This is a genomic window from Porphyromonas sp. COT-108 OH1349 (assembly GCF_000768755.1).
GTDB lineage: Bacteria > Bacteroidota > Bacteroidia > Bacteroidales > Porphyromonadaceae > Porphyromonas_A > Porphyromonas_A canoris.
The window spans coordinates 114,926-130,076 of sequence record NZ_JRAH01000031.1 but is presented as its reverse complement, the minus strand read 5'-3'; the positions used below and the strand labels follow the sequence as shown (position 1 = coordinate 130,076).

The following is a 15,151-nucleotide window of genomic DNA, read 5'->3' as shown; positions in this document are numbered from 1 at the left end:
TCTTTTGCCTTAGTGTTCGTTCCGTTTGTGTCTTGCAAGTTCTTTAGGTTCTATGGAAAGTTGTTGACCTCCCAATAGTGCAGCAACGCCTTCTTTGGCTTTCTGCTTCTTGCACCCCTCGCAGTGACACTCTTCTACATAATCTTCCGGTTCGGTATAAGTGCTTATAACACCTTCGTAGTTGCGCACTACCACACGATTAGGACTTTGAGAGATCATGTACGATGGCATAACCGGTATTTTACCGCCACCACCGGGAGCATCTATAACGAAAGTCGGTACTGCATAGCCGGAAGTATGTCCGCGAAGATTCTCAATGATTTCTATACCCTTAGATACAGGAGTACGGAAGTGTCCGATACCCATACTTTGGTCACATATATAGATATAGTAAGGACGAACACGGATTTTTACCAACTCATGTACCAGCTTCTTCATAATATGAGTACAATCATTGATTCCACGCAGGAGTACGCTTTGATTTCCCAAAGGGACACCGGCATTTGCCAAACGTGCACAAGCTTCTGACGACTCCTTTGTTATCTCGTTCGGGTGATTAAAGTGCGTATTCAGCCATATCGGATGATACTTCTTTATCATTTCACAAAACTCAGGAGTAATACGCTGAGGCATTACAACCGGAGTTCTTGATCCGAAGCGGATAATTTCCACATGAGGAATTTCTCTAAGACGTTGCAGTATGTACTCAATCTTGGAGTCGCTCATAAGAAGAGCATCTCCTCCGGAAAGTAGAACGTCTCTTACCTGAGGAGTACGTGCTATGTAGTCTATGCACGCATCTATACGCTTTTGAGGAGAAGCAGCGTCTCTTTGTCCGGCAAAGCGACGTCTTGTACAGTGTCTGCAATACATTGCACACATATCCGTGATGAGGAATAAAACTCTGTCCGGATAGCGGTGTGTAAGTCCCGGAACAGGAGAGTCGCTATCTTCATGAAGAGGGTCCTGTAAATCCGAAGGACTTACATGAAGCTCATTTTCTGTCGGAATAGACTGCTTTCTTACCGGGTCATGAGGATCGTTGGGATCTATCAAACTTAAATAGTAAGGTGTGATAGACATTCTTATAGTCTTGAGGCTTTCTCGAATCCCTTGCTCCTCTTCCGGTGTGAGAGAAATATACTTTTTAAGGTCTTCGACAGTCTCTATTCTGTTTTTTACCTGCCATTTCCAATCGTTCCATTCTTCATCTGAAACATTCGGAAAGAACAGTTTCCTATTACTTTCTCTCATAAGGCTTATGCGTAGAGTTCTGTGAAAATCTTTCTTAGAGCTTCAGACTCTCTGAGTTCTTGAAGAGTGATTTCAGCGTGTCCTTTGGTATAACCGTTACCGATCAACATAGTCACGTCGCTACCTACACCTTCTGCTCCAAGAGCCGCTTTCGTAAAGCTTGTAGCCATAGAGAAGAAGTAAACTATACCTGTATCCTTAGTGATAAGGATGCTTGTCATTTCTGTATCAGGTATGTTAACATTGTTGATTGTTACATCAGCAAGTTCTCCATTGGTAAGAGCCTCTATCTTTTCCAATACGGGAACAGGTTGAGTTGCATCTGCCGAGAATACATGATCACAAAAACCTAAAGAGATAAGACGATCCGTACTCTTTTGAGAATGAGTAATGCCAATAACCTTACCGGTTACACCCGCACGTTTTTTTGCCTCATAGCAGCAAAGCATACCGGACTTACCACCCGCTCCAATAATTACCACTGTATCACCCGGACGAACAAGTTTTGCTGTTTGAGCCGGAGCTCCTGCTACGTCAAGAGCAGAAAGAGCCAATTTTTCGGGGAGATCTGCCGGAATTTTAGCATAGATACCACTCTCGAACAAGATAGCTTTTCCGTCTATGTCTACTTGATCCACATCTTTACGAATCTCTTTGATCTTGTCTATTCGTAGTGGGGTTAGTGAAAGAGAAACAAGAGTAGCTATTTTGTCACCGACCTTAAGGTCTGTCTTACCTACAAGAGCATCTCCGATTTTTTCCACAGTTCCGAGAAGCATACCACCCGAACCTGTCCAAGGATTGCGGTGCTTGCCTTGTTTCTCTACTATTTCCATCATGATCTCAGCAATTCTCTTTTCATCGCCATTTGCACGAGCAGAAATATCTGTGAAAGAAGCCGAGTCTATATTTAGAGTTTGTACATCGATGAGTATCTCATTGTCATAGATCTCATCCATATTGTTGTCGATCTTATTTGCCGGTTGTGGAAGAACGCCTACCGGTTCTATCACGCGGTGTGTTCCGTACTTATTGCCTTTTTTCATAACGGTTGTTTCAATTATTTTTTTGTTAGAATACTTTGTTTAGTCCTTATTTGATACTTAAAATTTGTCTTGCTTCATCAGGAGTGGCAATCTCTCTGCCGAACATTTTTGCCATTGCAACAACTTTCTCCACAAGCTCTCCATTAGATTTAGCCAATACGCCCTTAGAGATAAATACATTGTCTTCAAATCCGACACGCACATGACCTCCATCTATAATGGCAAGCATGGCTAACGGAAATTCGTATCGACCTACTCCTGCTACGGTATAAGTAGCATCGCTTGGAATACTGCCACGAAGAAAAACAAAGTCTCTCATCTCTCCGGCAATACCTCCATTTACCCCCATTACAAAGTCAAAGTGCATCGGAGATTGGATATATCCTTTTTTTGCCAGGCGGAGCGCCATGTCGATCATACTCTTGTCAAACACCTCAAGTTCGGGCTTAATGCCCAATTCTATCATGCGTTGCCCGAAATACTTGATTGTATTTTCTGTGTTTGTGAATACTTCATCTCCGCCGAAGTTGAGTGTTCCGCAGTCTAAAGTTGCCATTTCGGGTTTGAGTTCGGTAGGTTGAAGACGTTCATCATTTGTCATACCCACAGCTCCTCCCGTAGAAGGTTGAATGATAACGCCCGGACAAGCTGCGTAGATGGCATCCATTACCTCTTTGAATCTTTGCTTATCCTGGGTCGGAGTACCATCATCCCGGCGGACATGCAGATGGATGATACTTGCTCCTGCATCAAATGCAGACTTTGCTTCTCTTACGCACTCTTCCACAGTGTAAGGTACTGCGGGATTGTGTTCTTTAGTTACCTCCGCTCCGGAGATAGCTGCTGTGATAATAAGTTTTTCCATTGTGTCTATTTCTGATAAGGAGCAAAAGAACGAGAGAGACGAGACACGCTTCACCCGATACTTGCTCGGTGTTAGTAATTTCTTGTTAAAGAACTTATTCGCATTTCTATCCCCCGATCTTGTTAAAGGACCAAAGGATCAAGAAGATTTATTTTCTTTGACACTCTTTAGGCACCACGCATGTTCCGCTGGCACGACACACCACGATAGGTTCTTCCAAGACATCAGCTGCAGAAGCAGAAATATCTGTTCTTGGGCGGATTACCTTTCTCGCCTCGAATACCATTTTACGAGAAGTGTTGCCCAATTTTGTGATTTCTCCTGTCGCTTCGATATAGTCTCCGGCAAATACAGGATTAAGGAACTCCACGTTATCATACGCGACAAAGAGACCTTCGTCTCCATCTTGAGCGATAAGAAGTTCGGTTGCAACATCTCCAAAAAGTTGGAGCATCTTTGCTCCATCTACAAGATTTCCACCATAGTGAGCGTCATGAGAACTCATGCGCACGCGAATCAACGATTTTTTCATACTATTAAAAGTTCTATTTCATTAGTGTTGTACGATATGATCAACAAAGATATGAGGCGTGTGTATGCTCTCCGGAGCCAAAGAGCCTGCCGGGACTATCTCTTCAATCTCTGCAATGACAAGATCGGCAGCCATAGCCATAAGTGGATTGAAGTTTTGGGTTGTACCTTTATATATAAGGTTACCCATTTCGTCTCCTGTGGAAGCACCTATCAAAGCAATATCCGCACGCAGAGGTTTCTCCAACAGAAAGATCTTTCCATCCACTTCCACTTGGGGCTTCCCTTCTTCTATGATGGTACCTAAGCCGACCGGAGTAAGTACACCTCCAAGTCCGGAGCCACCACAACGGATGCGTTCTGCCAATGTCCCTTGAGGAGAAAACTCTATCTCCATCTCGCCATTACGCATCTTTTCTCCTGAGTGAGGATTAGTGCCGATGTGAGAAACAATCAGTTTTTTTACTTGATTATTTGCAACAAGCTTCCCACATCCTTTGTCCGGAAATCCGGAGTCATTCACGATGAGAGTCAAGTCTTTCACGCCTTTCTCTACAAGAAGGTCTATGATATTTTCAGGGGATCCGTTTCCAAGAAAGCCGCCAATCATGAGAGTCATGCCGTCTTTTACTTTCGCGGCTGCTTCAGCCGCAGAGATCAACTTCTTAGCCATGTGGTGTAATAGTTTTTACGTTGTAAAGCCTGCCTTTATTTGCAGAGCATCTACTTCTTATATTATTGTATTCTATATTCTTCAGTGTCGTTTTTTCATCTTCCAGGGAACACCTTTTTACCCATACTCATCTGTCTTTTTCAAAAAGGTTTTCTTCTGGCAATGCGAATGTAAGGAAAAAAAATTGTGTCTGCAAAAAACCACACTTCTTGGGGCTATTCTTTTTCCGGTATTTCAAGAATAAGACCTTTTCAGGAACAGGCATAGGGATGTTTTTGTCAAAAAAGATCCCTTCATAAGGATCTTTAGATTTTTCCCCTGTACGTTTTCCAAATAAAACGGAGCTATATAAAAAAAGAATATCTAATTCTCTTTCTTATAGTGCTTTTTGACTATCTTTGCCCTGCTCATATATCAGGACACAAAATTCATCACTAATACGTACAAAACCAAAATGAATCTAAAAAAACTAATCTCAAGAGGAGTGGCTCTTGTGGCGCTACTCTGTAGTTTCGGAACAGTGGCTTATGCTCAAGAGATTCCGACAGACCAAGAGGTTCGTGTAGGTAAGTTGGACAATGGTCTCACTTACATCATTCGTCGCAACACCGAACCCAAAGAACGTGCCCACTTCTACATCGCTCAGAAAGTAGGTTCCATTCTTGAAGAAGACTCTCAAAGCGGTTTGGCTCACTTCCTCGAGCACATGGCTTTTAACGGAACAAAGAATTTTCCGGGCAAGAACCTTATAAATTATCTCGAAAAAGTAGGTGTGCGTTTCGGTTACAATCTCAACGCATATACCGGTTTTGACGAAACCGTTTACACCATCATGGACGCTCCTACTACCCGTCAAGGCATTGTGGACTCCTGCCTGCTCATCTTGCACGACTGGTCCGGATGTATCTCTTTGGAAGAAAAAGAGATCGACGCAGAGCGCGGTGTGATTACCGAAGAATGGAGAGGCGGTCGTAACGCATTCTCTCGAATGCTTGAGAAAGTTCTACCTAACATCTTCCCTGAAGGCAACCTTTATGGCAAGCGTATGCCTATAGGTAGCATGGAGGTAGTAAATGGTTTCAAGTATCAAGAGCTTAGAGACTACTACAAGAAGTGGTATCGCCCGGATCTTCAAGGTCTCATCATCGTGGGAGATGTTGATGTGAATTATGTCGAAAACAAGATCAAAGAGATTTTCAAAGACATTCCTGCTCCCGGTCCGGATGCTGCCGAGCGTGTATATACTAAGGTTGAAGATCACCAAGAACCCCTTATAGGTATTGCCACAGACAAGGAATCTCCAATGACTTTACTCATGCTCAACTACAAGAGAGACGCTCTTTCAAGAGAAGATCGTGCTTCTATCAAGGGCATTCTTTTGGAATACTTTTCCTATGTGGTTACTTATGCCATGAACGAACGCTTGGAAGAGATCGCACATAAACCTAATGCACCATTCCTCGGAGCCGGTGTCGAAGATGGCAGTTTGCTTGGTTTTGCAGTAACCAAAGATGCTTTTGGCTTTACGGCACAAGTAAAAGAGGGTGGACTTAAAGAGGCTATGAACGCACTGGTGGCAGAGAAGAACAGACTTATAAAATACGGTATCACTCAAGGTGAATACGATCGTGCCAAAACAGAGTTCCTTAAAAACCTCGACAATGCGGTAAAAGGCAAGGCAAACCGTAAGAATGCTTCTTATGCCGAAGAGTATAAAGAGTACTTCCTTAAGGGTGGTATGCTCCTCACTCCGGAGACTAAGAAGATGATGTTTGACCAGCTTGCTCCAAACATTCCTCTTGCAGGACTCAATCAGTATGTACAGCAAAGCCTCATCGCTCCATACGACAACCTTTCCATCATGGTACTCGGACCGGAGAAAGAAGGTGTGGAAATGCCTACAAAGGAAGCCACTTTGGCGATGTACAAAGAGGCAAACGCGATAGCGGTAGAGCCTATCAAGGAGACTGTTTCAAACGTTAAGTTGATGGAGACACTGCCTAAACCGGGCAAGGTAACCAAAGTAGAGAAAAACATATCCTTTGGTGCAGACAAGTGGACACTCAGCAACGGTGCCGTGGTTTACGTCAAGCCTACAACATTGAAAGAGAACCAGATCCTTTTGAGCGGTCGCAGCAAGGGAGGTCTCCTGCCTTATTACGAAAAAGAGTTGGATAACGCCAAAGTATTCGGTTCTGCCATTGAAGTGGGTGGATTGGCACAGTTCTCTGCAACAGACCTTCCAAAGGTTCTTGCAGGTCGTTCTGCTTCCGTGTCTACATCGGTAGACTATGTTGGCGAAAACGTATCAGGATCATCCACAAAGGACGATTTGGAAACCATGTTCCAGCTTCTTTACCTCAACTTCACAGCCAAGCGCACAGACAAAGAAGCTTATCAAGCATTCAAAGAACGCACCATCAGCAACCTCAACAGCCAAAAGGCCAACCCTATGTCCGTATTGCCGGACAGCATCTCGGCGACAATCTTCAACAACGATAAGCGAGTGGCAGCCCTTTCTGTAGAGAACCTTGAAAAGGCCAACTACGACCGCATCATGGCAATCTACAAAGAACGTTTCTCCAATGCAGGCGACTTCACTTTCGCTCTTGTGGGTAGCTTTACAGAAGAAGAGATTAAGCCCTTCGTAGAGCAGTATATCGCCTCTCTTCCTGCCACTAAGGTCAGAGAAAAAGCAATGAGTGATAAAGTTCCCGGAACTGCTGCAAAAGGTCGAATAAACCACTTCTCCAAGACAGTGGATACACCTCTGGCTGTGGTTGTGGATCTTTATGCCGCAGATGGCAAAATCTCTCTTGAAAACGAACTCAAGATGGATCTTCTTACAGCTGTCCTCAGCCAACAGTACACCAAATCCATTCGAGAAGAAGAGGGAGGTACTTATGGCGTATCCGTAAACGGCTCTTACAGCAGATACCCTGTGGCTACAAAGAGACTCAACATCGTCTTCAACACAGCTCCTGAAAAGGCAGAAGCTCTCAACAACAAAGTGAAGAGCGAGCTTAAGGAAATGGCTGAAAAAGGCATAGACAGCTCTTACCTTGAAAAAAGTATCCTTAACATGGAGAAGAACTACCACGAACGTCTCAACGAAAACTCATATTGGTTGGGGCTTATTTGGAGGGAAATCGAGTATGGTGAAGACTTTCACACAGACTACTTGAAGACATTGAAGTCCATCACTCCTCAAGGCATACAAGCCTACCTCAAGGAAATCCTTGCAAACGGCAGATACTTTGAAGTGGTATTCAAGGGCGTAAAAGAAGAAGGCAAATAAGCAGATCCCTCACGGATCAATACCCTATATCCAAAAAGGAGAGAAGAGGCACAGTACCTCTTCTCTCCTTTTCTCATTTGGTCTGCTCTGCTTCCACTCTTGCTCTGTTCCGCACATCTTTTTCTCCCGAACCTGTTTACAAAAGAGATTTAATACGAACAGATCTTCCCTTGAACCTTTCTACATTTTTCATTCAAGCCCCGACTTTTGGAAGTCAAACTTTGAGCGTTGGAAGTCGAGCTTTGAATGTAGGGTATCATGGCTTGATTTCCGGTATTCAAACCTTGATTTTCACTTTTTAATCTGTTAAAAAGCGGAAGTGTACACGTTTAGAAAGACTTTTAGACACGTTTGGAGAAAAATGGGTGGGGGTAAAAGGGGGGCAGGAGAAGGAATAAAGAGTGGGAATGTCTATCTTCTTGCCCTCTGTCGGCTACTTTTTTATAAAAAACATTTGATCTTTCGGGAAATAGTGTACCTTTGTGCTCGGTTAGGCAAAAAGACTAACCCATCAACATTCTTGGGGGTGCCATATATATGGATCTGTGTAAGCAGAATATCGTGTATAGGCTGAGATGATACCCGTAACCTGATCCGGATAATGCTGGCGTAGGGAAAAGAAGTCTTCATCATACGGTGGCGCGTTTGCGCCATGGTTGCAGCTTTATATTTTGTCCATTTTCCCCTTTGATATTCATGGTGGTTAAGTCTTCGGCTTAGCTGCCTTTTTTTATTTGTATGCTTGTTTAACGTATTAAATCTACGGGGAAATATGGAGATTACACTCAACAGAGAACGGATAGAGATACCGGAAAACAGTTCGCTGGAAACCATCCTGAAAGAGCATGGATGGGAGAATGGGCATGTCGCCGTCGCTATCAATAAAACCATCATCAAGCGTACGGCATGGGCAGAGACCATAATCCGACCGGGAGATGATATACTCATCATCGGAGCAGTACGGGGCGGATGAACCACACAACGCAGAAAACATATCACACAATAACATCAAAAAGAAAAAGCTATAAGATGAGAGCAAAAGACCAAACAGAAAATCTGACTATTTCGACAGGGCCTCTGCCCGGCAGCGTAAAGATCTACGTTCCCGGCAAGATGCACAATATTAGAGTGGCGATGCGCCGTATAGATCTCTCTCCTACTATTGACGACAAGGGTGTACGGACAGAAAACGAATCGGTAGTGGTGTACGACACTTCCGGTCCTTATACAGATCCGGACTATCATGCGGATCCACGCAAGGGACTGCCCAAGCTCCGCCAAGAGTGGATAGCCGCTCGCGGAGATACGGAGAGGTTGGAGAACCTCACTTCCGAATATGGTCGAGAGCGTCGTGCAGACAGTCGTCTCGATTATCTTCGCTTTGAACACCTGGAAGATCATCCGCTTGTGGCGCAGGAGGGCAAGTGCGTTACACAGCTGGCTTATGCCAGAGCGGGTATCATCACTCCCGAAATGGAGTATGCGGCTATCCGTGAAAATCAGCTCTGCGATCAGATCAAAGAGCAGTACAAGAAGGAGAAAGGGGAGTCGTTCGGCGCACATCTTCCGGAGCTTATCACGCCGGAGTTCGTCCGTGAAGAGATAGCAGCCGGTCGTGCCATCCTGCCTGCCAATATCAACCACCCCGAAAGCGAACCGATGGTTATAGGTCGGAACTTCCTGGTAAAGGTGAATGCCAATATCGGGAACTCGCCTCTGACCAGCTCCATTCAGGAAGAGGTGGAGAAGGCAGTGTGGGCTATTCGCTGGGGAGCGGATACAATAATGGATCTCTCCACCGGTCGCAACATCCACGAAACACGTGAATGGATTGTGAGAAACTCGCCCGTACCGGTGGGTACAGTGCCTCTCTATCAGGCTTTAGAGAAGGTAAAAGGAGATGTTTCCAAGCTCAACTGGGAGATCTACAAGGATACCCTCATAGAGCAGGCGGAGCAAGGGGTGGACTACTTCACTATCCATGCCGGTCTTCGTTGGCAACACATTCCGCTCACAATGAACAGGCTTACCGGCATAGTCTCTCGTGGAGGAGCCATTATGGCGAATTGGTGTACGATGCACAAGCAGGAGAGCTTCCTTTACGAACACTTCGAAGAGATTTGCGAGATCCTTGCACGCTACGATGTGGCGGTATCCATCGGTGACGGTCTTCGCCCCGGAAGCATTGCGGATGCCAATGATGAGGCGCAGTTTGCCGAGCTTCGCACACTGGGAGAACTGGCTCGCATTGCAGACCGACACAATGTGCAGGTTATAATCGAAGGACCCGGACACGTTCCCATGCAGAAGATAAAGGAAAATATGGAGCTGCAAATCGAACTCTGTAATGAGGCTCCATTCTACACGCTCGGCCCGTTGGTTACAGACATTGCACCGGGATACGACCATATAACATCCGCTATCGGAGCAACCATGATAGGGTGGTACGGCACATCCATGCTCTGCTATGTTACACGGAAAGAACACCTTGGTCTTCCGAACAGAGACGATGTAAAGGAGGGTGTGATTACCTACAAGCTGGCAGCTCATGCGGCAGACCTTGCCAAGGGACACCCTTCGGCTTACTTCAGAGACTATGCCATGAGCAAGGCTCGATACGAATTCCGCTGGAGAGATCAGTTTCACCTCGCTTTGGATAGCGAGACCGCACTGAAGTTTCATGACGAAACACTCCCGGCAGAGGGGCATAAGACGGCTCACTTCTGCTCGATGTGCGGAGAACATTTCTGCTCTATGCGTGCGTCCAAAAACCTGCACAACAGAATAAAAGAGGAAGCATAAACAGGAGAAGAACACATCTATTCCCTAACGAGATAAGGAACAATGCTTATAGTAATAACACCTCCCGATGCTTCCCCTAAGGTTATAGGCAGATACAACAGCCTGTTTGCCTTGGGATTGGAAGCTCTTCATCTGCGACTTCCGAACGCTTCCCATGAGGCTTACAAAGCGGCAATATGTGCCATCGAGCCGGAGTATCGGCACAGAGTGGTGCTTTGCGACCATTTCGATTTGGTGGAGACCGCCGGAGTTGGAGGAGTTCATCTCCGCTCCGATCGCCTCTCCGAGTATGCGGAATGGCAGGAGAGAGTGGGGCGGATATCCGTTTCTGCTCACAGCATAGAGGAGTTGGGCGCATTGCCGTTCGTGCCTTCGTATGCCCTTTTGAGCCCTCTGTTCGACAGCATATCCAAGCCCGGTTATCAGGGAAGCCTGGATAGAGAGCGGTGCAGAGCCGAACTCTCCTCGCTTCCATTCTCGGTCATCGCTTTGGGTGGTATCACTCCGGAGAGAGCTGTCAGGGTTTCGGATTGGGGCTTTTCGGGTTGTGCCGTTTTGGGATACCTTGCAGAGGCAGGGGAAAATCTTGAAGAGGCTTTTCTCCGACTTCCTCGTCCCGAAGTGCTTACCATCGCCGGGCATGACCCTTGTTCGGGTGCAGGCGTGGCGGCAGATATAAGAGCCATAGAGGCTTTGGGCGGTTATCCCCTTTCCGTTATCACGGCTCTTACGATACAGCATGAGCTTCATTTTGAGAAGTGTATGCCCATACCCGCCGAGCAGATAAAGGCTCCTCTGAGATGTCTTTTGGAAAAACATCGTCCGTTGGCTGCCAAGATCGGACTTGTGAGTTCTCTTGAAGATGCTCTTCGCATCGCTTCGGTGTTGAAGAAGAACGGAGTAAGGCATATTGTTTGGGACCCTGTATTGAAAGCGTCAGCCTCGGATAATGCGCTCCATGAACGTTGGGAGGAAGATGTCTTGGAGCAGCTGTTGGAGAGCATCACTCTTATAACTCCCAATCTTCCCGAGTGTCAGCGGTTGTTTGGTACCGTTCAGCCGGAGAAGTTGATGGTTTTGGCTCAAAAATATCGTGTGAATATCCTGCTGAAAGGAGGGCATGGAGATTTTTCCGAATCATCTTGCGTGAAAGATATTCTCCTGTTGTCGGATGGTACGAGCCGCGTCTTCACCGTTCCGAAGACCCCTTGGGATAAGCATGGGACAGGATGTGTCCTCTCCGCAGGTATAGCCACACGACTGGCGCAAGGGTACGATCTTCCGACGGCATGTCGTTTATCCCAGCTTTTGGTGGATGCTCTTCGTCGCTCCAATACCACTCTCCTTGGCACTCATGACCATTCGGGCTTGCTCTCTAAAAAGGCGAGACTCTCGGCGTGCCGTTTGCAGTATATCACCGACAGTTACGACAAAGAAGAGGTATTGAGCCGGGCGAAAGCTGCTCTTGATGCCGGAGTGAGATGGATTCAGCTTCGGATGAAAGAGGCAACCTCATCGGAGAGGCTCTCTTTGGCTCTTCCGCTGAAAAAGTTGGTGGACAGCTACGGCGGTACTCTCATTATCAATGATGATGTCGAAGTGGCTCTTGCCTGCGATGCACATGGCGTGCATTTGGGTTTGAAAGATATTGCGCCATCGGAAGCTCGCAAAAGATTGGGACCTGATAAGATTGTGGGAGGAACATGCAACCGACCGGAAGATATTGCAATGAGGGCTCTTCAAGGCGTGGACTACGTGGGAGTGGGACCTTACAGACATACGGAGACAAAGAGACTCTTGAGTCCGATACTGGGGAAAGAGGGTATGCAGAGATTGGTTGCCTATAACCGGCAGCTCCCCCTGCCTCTTCCTCTCTTTGCAATAGGAGGTATCGTGAAAGAAGATTTGGGAGAACTTGCGGGGATGGGAGTACAAGGCGTTGCGCTTTCGGGGCTTATCAACCGTGCCAAGTCTCCCTACGAAGAGAGTGTTGCCCTTGTCGAGGCAGTGAATAGAGAATTTAATAAACCAAAGAGATAGAGATAAAAAAGTATGGAAAAGCTTATCATAGCAGATCAGAGCTTCTCGTCCCGTCTGTTTTTGGGCACCGGGAAGTTTGCTTCCAACGAACAGATGTATCGGGTAATAGATGCATCCGGCTCGGAGCTGGTAACTGTGGCTTTGAAGAGAGTGGAAACGGACAATGAGCATGACCGTCTCGTGGAAGCGATAAGACGCCCCGGAGTGCAGCTGATGCCCAATACATCCGGAACGCGGAACGCCGAAGAGGCAATCTTTGCAGCACGTTTGGCATACGAGGCATTCGGCTCTCGTATAATAAAGGTGGAGATTCATCCCGACCCCAAGTACCTTTTGCCCGATCCGTTCGAGACGCTTAAAGCCACGGAAGTATTGGCTAAAGAGGGGTTTATAGTAATGCCTTACATTCAGGCTGATCCTATCTTGTGTAAATATTTGGAGGAAGCAGGAGCGGCGGCGGTAATGCCTCTCGGTGCTCCGATAGGCACCAACAAAGGACTTTCTACTCGCGATCTGCTTAGGATCATTATCGAACAGAGCCGCGTCCCGGTAGTGATAGATGCCGGTCTTGGTGCTCCCTCTCATGCGTCGGAAGCGATGGAAATGGGAGCCGATGCAGTGCTTGTCAATACCGCTATTGCCAGTGCGGGCGATCCCGTGGCTATGGCAAGAGCGTTCAAACTTGCCGTAGAGGCAGGGCGCATAGCCTATGAAGCAGGATTGCCGGCGGTGATGAACTGCGCGTCTGCAACTTCTCCGATAGACGGATTTTTCAACGATTAAGATGTGCCAACCTGAAACAAGAGAGACAATGACCTTTTATGACGAACTGATCAAACACGACTGGGATACCGAAGAGAACTCCATCTTCAACAAGACAGACCGGGATGTGCGGATAGCTTTATCCAAGGAGCGTTGCACTCCGGAAGATTTCAAAGCCCTTATCTCTCCCGCCGCAGAACCGTTTCTAAGAGAGATGGCGAAGAAGGCGGAAGAGCTTACACTGAGACGTTATGGTCGTACCATCCAGATGTACATTCCGCTTTATGTATCGAACCACTGCTCCAACTCTTGTGTCTATTGCGGTTTCAACTGTCATAACAAGATTCACAGAGTAAAGCTGGAAGTGGATCAGGTGATGGAAGAGATAGAGGTACTGAAAAGGTGGGGCTTCCGACATCTTCTTCTTGTATCGGGAGAGGCTCCTCGTCTGACGGATGCGGACTACTACGAGAAGATCGTAAAAGCCGTGCGTCCTCACTTTGCGCAGATCTCTTTGGAGGTTCAGCCTCTTCTGACGGAAGAGTATGCCCGCTTGGTCGATGCCGGTATCAGCTATGTCTGTGTCTATCAGGAGACCTATAACGAACGCACCTATCCGGACTTTCATCCCCGCGGACAGAAAGCAAACTTCCGCTTCAGGCTGGAGACTCCCGACCGTTGCGGTACTGCGGGAGTGAATAAAATAGGTATAGGTGCTCTGCTCGGACTTCAAAACTGGCGTACCGACTCTTTCTTCACTGCCCTTCATCTGCGTTATCTGGAGCGCTCTCACTGGAGGACCAAATACTCCATCTCTCTGCCTCGATTGCGTCCTCATGTCGGATCTTTCATGCCGAAAGATCCTATCAGCGACAGACAGATGGCACAGCTGATATGCGCTTACCGTATCTTCGACCCGGAAGTTGATATATCTCTTTCCACCAGAGAGAGTGCGGAGTTCCGGGACATGGCAATGCGCATAGGCGTTACGACGATGAGTGCAGCCTCGAGCACAGAGCCGGGCGGATACGCTTCCGCTCCTCACAAAGAGCTGGAACAGTTTGTCATAAACGATGGAAGAAGCGTGGAAGAGATGGCTGTGGCAATCAGAGCAAAAGGGTACGAACCTGTGTGGAAAGACTGGGACGAATGGATGTGAACACTTCTCTTCAAGCCTCTTTCTCGGAGAGATACCGGAGGCAGACCATGCTCCCTGAGATCGGAGAGGCGGGACAACGCCGGCTCTCCTCCAAGAAAGTATTGGTTGTGGGTGCGGGCGGACTCGCTTCTCCCATCCTTTACTATCTCGTTGCATGCGGAGTGAGGCAGATCGGGATTGTCGACTTCGATACCGTGAGCCTCTCCAACCTCCAGCGTCAGATCCTTTATCGGGAGGAAGATCTGGGCAGGCCGAAAGCCATTGTGGCGGCGGAGCGTCTGCGCAAGCTCGATTTTGCTTGCTCGCCGGTCGCTTACAACGAACCTTTCTCTGCGGAGAATGCAATGCGCATAGCTGCCGGATATGACCTTTTGATTGATGGTTGCGACAATCTTGCCACTCGCTACCTGATGGATGAGACGGCTGCGGCGCTCTCCATTCCGTATCTGTATGGAGCCGTGTCGGAGTTCACCGGTCAGACCTCGCTGTTTCACCACAACGGCAGTGGCGGGTATCGCGATCTTTTTGCCGACTACGACCCTGCCTCCGACCGTTCTGTCGTGGGAGTGCTTGGGGCTACTGCCGGCGTGATCGGCTCATTCATGGCTGCCGAGGCGGTCAAAGTTCTGCTCGGACTCCCCTCCACTCTATCGGGGAAAATACTCAGGGTCAATACTTTGACGCTCGACATCGATCTCTTTGACATCGCGCCATAACAGGA

Annotated in this window: 12 protein-coding genes and 1 riboswitch; of the genes, 7 read left to right on the top strand and 5 right to left on the bottom strand. The window is 47.3% G+C overall.

Going from position 1 to position 15,151, the window contains the following annotated elements; translation table 11 throughout:
- Window positions 1-9 precede the first annotated feature (9 nt).
- From ablA to JT26_RS07125, 5 genes are all read right to left on the bottom strand, one after another.
- Window positions 10-1,254: a lysine 2,3-aminomutase gene (gene ablA, locus JT26_RS07145; protein WP_036848178.1), complete on the bottom strand. Its 1,245-nt coding sequence runs from the start codon at window positions 1,252-1,254 to the stop codon at window positions 10-12.
- Window positions 1,255-1,259: 5 nt separating this feature from the next.
- Complete coding sequence (locus tag JT26_RS07140) at window positions 1,260-2,300, bottom strand: L-erythro-3,5-diaminohexanoate dehydrogenase (RefSeq protein WP_036791139.1); 1,041 nt, start codon at window positions 2,298-2,300, stop codon at window positions 1,260-1,262.
- A gap of 46 nt (window positions 2,301-2,346) precedes the next feature.
- Window positions 2,347-3,165 (bottom strand): 3-keto-5-aminohexanoate cleavage protein, encoded by an 819-nt coding sequence (locus JT26_RS07135; protein ID WP_036848177.1) that lies wholly within the window; start codon window positions 3,163-3,165, stop codon window positions 2,347-2,349.
- Between the two features lie 148 nt (window positions 3,166-3,313).
- Window positions 3,314-3,697, bottom strand: coding sequence for a hotdog domain-containing protein (locus JT26_RS07130; protein WP_036791144.1), 384 nt, complete (start codon window positions 3,695-3,697; stop codon window positions 3,314-3,316).
- A 21-nt stretch (window positions 3,698-3,718) separates the two neighbouring features.
- On the bottom strand, window positions 3,719-4,369 hold the full coding sequence (locus tag JT26_RS07125; protein WP_036848175.1) for a CoA transferase subunit A: 651 nt from the start codon (window positions 4,367-4,369) through the stop codon (window positions 3,719-3,721).
- 454 nt (window positions 4,370-4,823) lie between these two features.
- Between JT26_RS07125 and JT26_RS07120 the strand changes: the two genes are divergently transcribed.
- The 7 genes from JT26_RS07120 to JT26_RS07090 all read left to right on the top strand — a co-directional run bounded on the left by JT26_RS07120 (window position 4,824) and on the right by JT26_RS07090 (window position 15,146).
- Window positions 4,824-7,667: a pitrilysin family protein gene (locus JT26_RS07120; RefSeq protein ID WP_036848172.1), complete on the top strand. Its 2,844-nt coding sequence runs from the start codon at window positions 4,824-4,826 to the stop codon at window positions 7,665-7,667.
- Between the two features lie 512 nt (window positions 7,668-8,179).
- Window positions 8,180-8,301, top strand: a riboswitch (TPP riboswitch).
- Window positions 8,302-8,439: 138 nt separating this feature from the next.
- Window positions 8,440-8,640, top strand: coding sequence for a sulfur carrier protein ThiS (gene thiS / locus JT26_RS07115; RefSeq protein ID WP_036848169.1), 201 nt, complete (start codon window positions 8,440-8,442; stop codon window positions 8,638-8,640).
- Window positions 8,641-8,696: 56 nt separating this feature from the next.
- Window positions 8,697-10,469, top strand: a complete 1,773-nt coding sequence (thiC, locus tag JT26_RS07110) for a phosphomethylpyrimidine synthase ThiC (protein WP_036848166.1) — start codon at window positions 8,697-8,699, stop codon at window positions 10,467-10,469.
- A gap of 42 nt (window positions 10,470-10,511) precedes the next feature.
- Window positions 10,512-12,509 carry a thiamine phosphate synthase gene (gene thiE / locus JT26_RS07105; RefSeq protein ID WP_052110422.1) on the top strand — a complete coding sequence of 666 codons (1,998 nt, stop codon included), beginning with the start codon at window positions 10,512-10,514 and terminating at the stop codon, window positions 12,507-12,509.
- Between the two features lie 12 nt (window positions 12,510-12,521).
- The gene (locus JT26_RS07100; protein WP_036848163.1) at window positions 12,522-13,292 is read left to right on the top strand and encodes a thiazole synthase; all 771 of its coding nucleotides are present in this window, start codon (window positions 12,522-12,524) and stop codon (window positions 13,290-13,292) included.
- A gap of 28 nt (window positions 13,293-13,320) precedes the next feature.
- Window positions 13,321-14,430 carry a 2-iminoacetate synthase ThiH gene (gene thiH, locus JT26_RS07095; protein ID WP_036848160.1) on the top strand — a complete coding sequence of 370 codons (1,110 nt, stop codon included), beginning with the start codon at window positions 13,321-13,323 and terminating at the stop codon, window positions 14,428-14,430.
- Window positions 14,403-15,146, top strand: coding sequence for a HesA/MoeB/ThiF family protein (locus JT26_RS07090; protein WP_152567007.1), 744 nt, complete (start codon window positions 14,403-14,405; stop codon window positions 15,144-15,146). Before thiH ends, JT26_RS07090 begins: the two co-directional genes overlap by 28 nt.
- Window positions 15,147-15,151: the final 5 nt, after the last annotated feature.

Bases quoted from the DNA above. Each gene is read 5' to 3' on its own strand.
- ablA (WP_036848178.1), bottom strand. From the start codon at position 1,254: ATGAGAGAAAGTAATAGGAAACTGTTCTTTCCGAATGTTTCAGATGAA.
- JT26_RS07140 (WP_036791139.1), bottom strand. From the start codon at position 2,300: ATGAAAAAAGGCAATAAGTACGGAACACACCGCGTGATAGAACCGGTA.
- JT26_RS07135 (WP_036848177.1), bottom strand. From the start codon at position 3,165: ATGGAAAAACTTATTATCACAGCAGCTATCTCCGGAGCGGAGGTAACT.
- JT26_RS07130 (WP_036791144.1), bottom strand. From the start codon at position 3,697: ATGAAAAAATCGTTGATTCGCGTGCGCATGAGTTCTCATGACGCTCAC.
- JT26_RS07125 (WP_036848175.1), bottom strand. From the start codon at position 4,369: ATGGCTAAGAAGTTGATCTCTGCGGCTGAAGCAGCCGCGAAAGTAAAA.
- JT26_RS07120 (WP_036848172.1), top strand. From the start codon at position 4,824: ATGAATCTAAAAAAACTAATCTCAAGAGGAGTGGCTCTTGTGGCGCTA.
- thiS (WP_036848169.1), top strand. From the start codon at position 8,440: ATGGAGATTACACTCAACAGAGAACGGATAGAGATACCGGAAAACAGT.
- thiC (WP_036848166.1), top strand. From the start codon at position 8,697: ATGAGAGCAAAAGACCAAACAGAAAATCTGACTATTTCGACAGGGCCT.
- thiE (WP_052110422.1), top strand. From the start codon at position 10,512: ATGCTTATAGTAATAACACCTCCCGATGCTTCCCCTAAGGTTATAGGC.
- JT26_RS07100 (WP_036848163.1), top strand. From the start codon at position 12,522: ATGGAAAAGCTTATCATAGCAGATCAGAGCTTCTCGTCCCGTCTGTTT.
- thiH (WP_036848160.1), top strand. From the start codon at position 13,321: ATGACCTTTTATGACGAACTGATCAAACACGACTGGGATACCGAAGAG.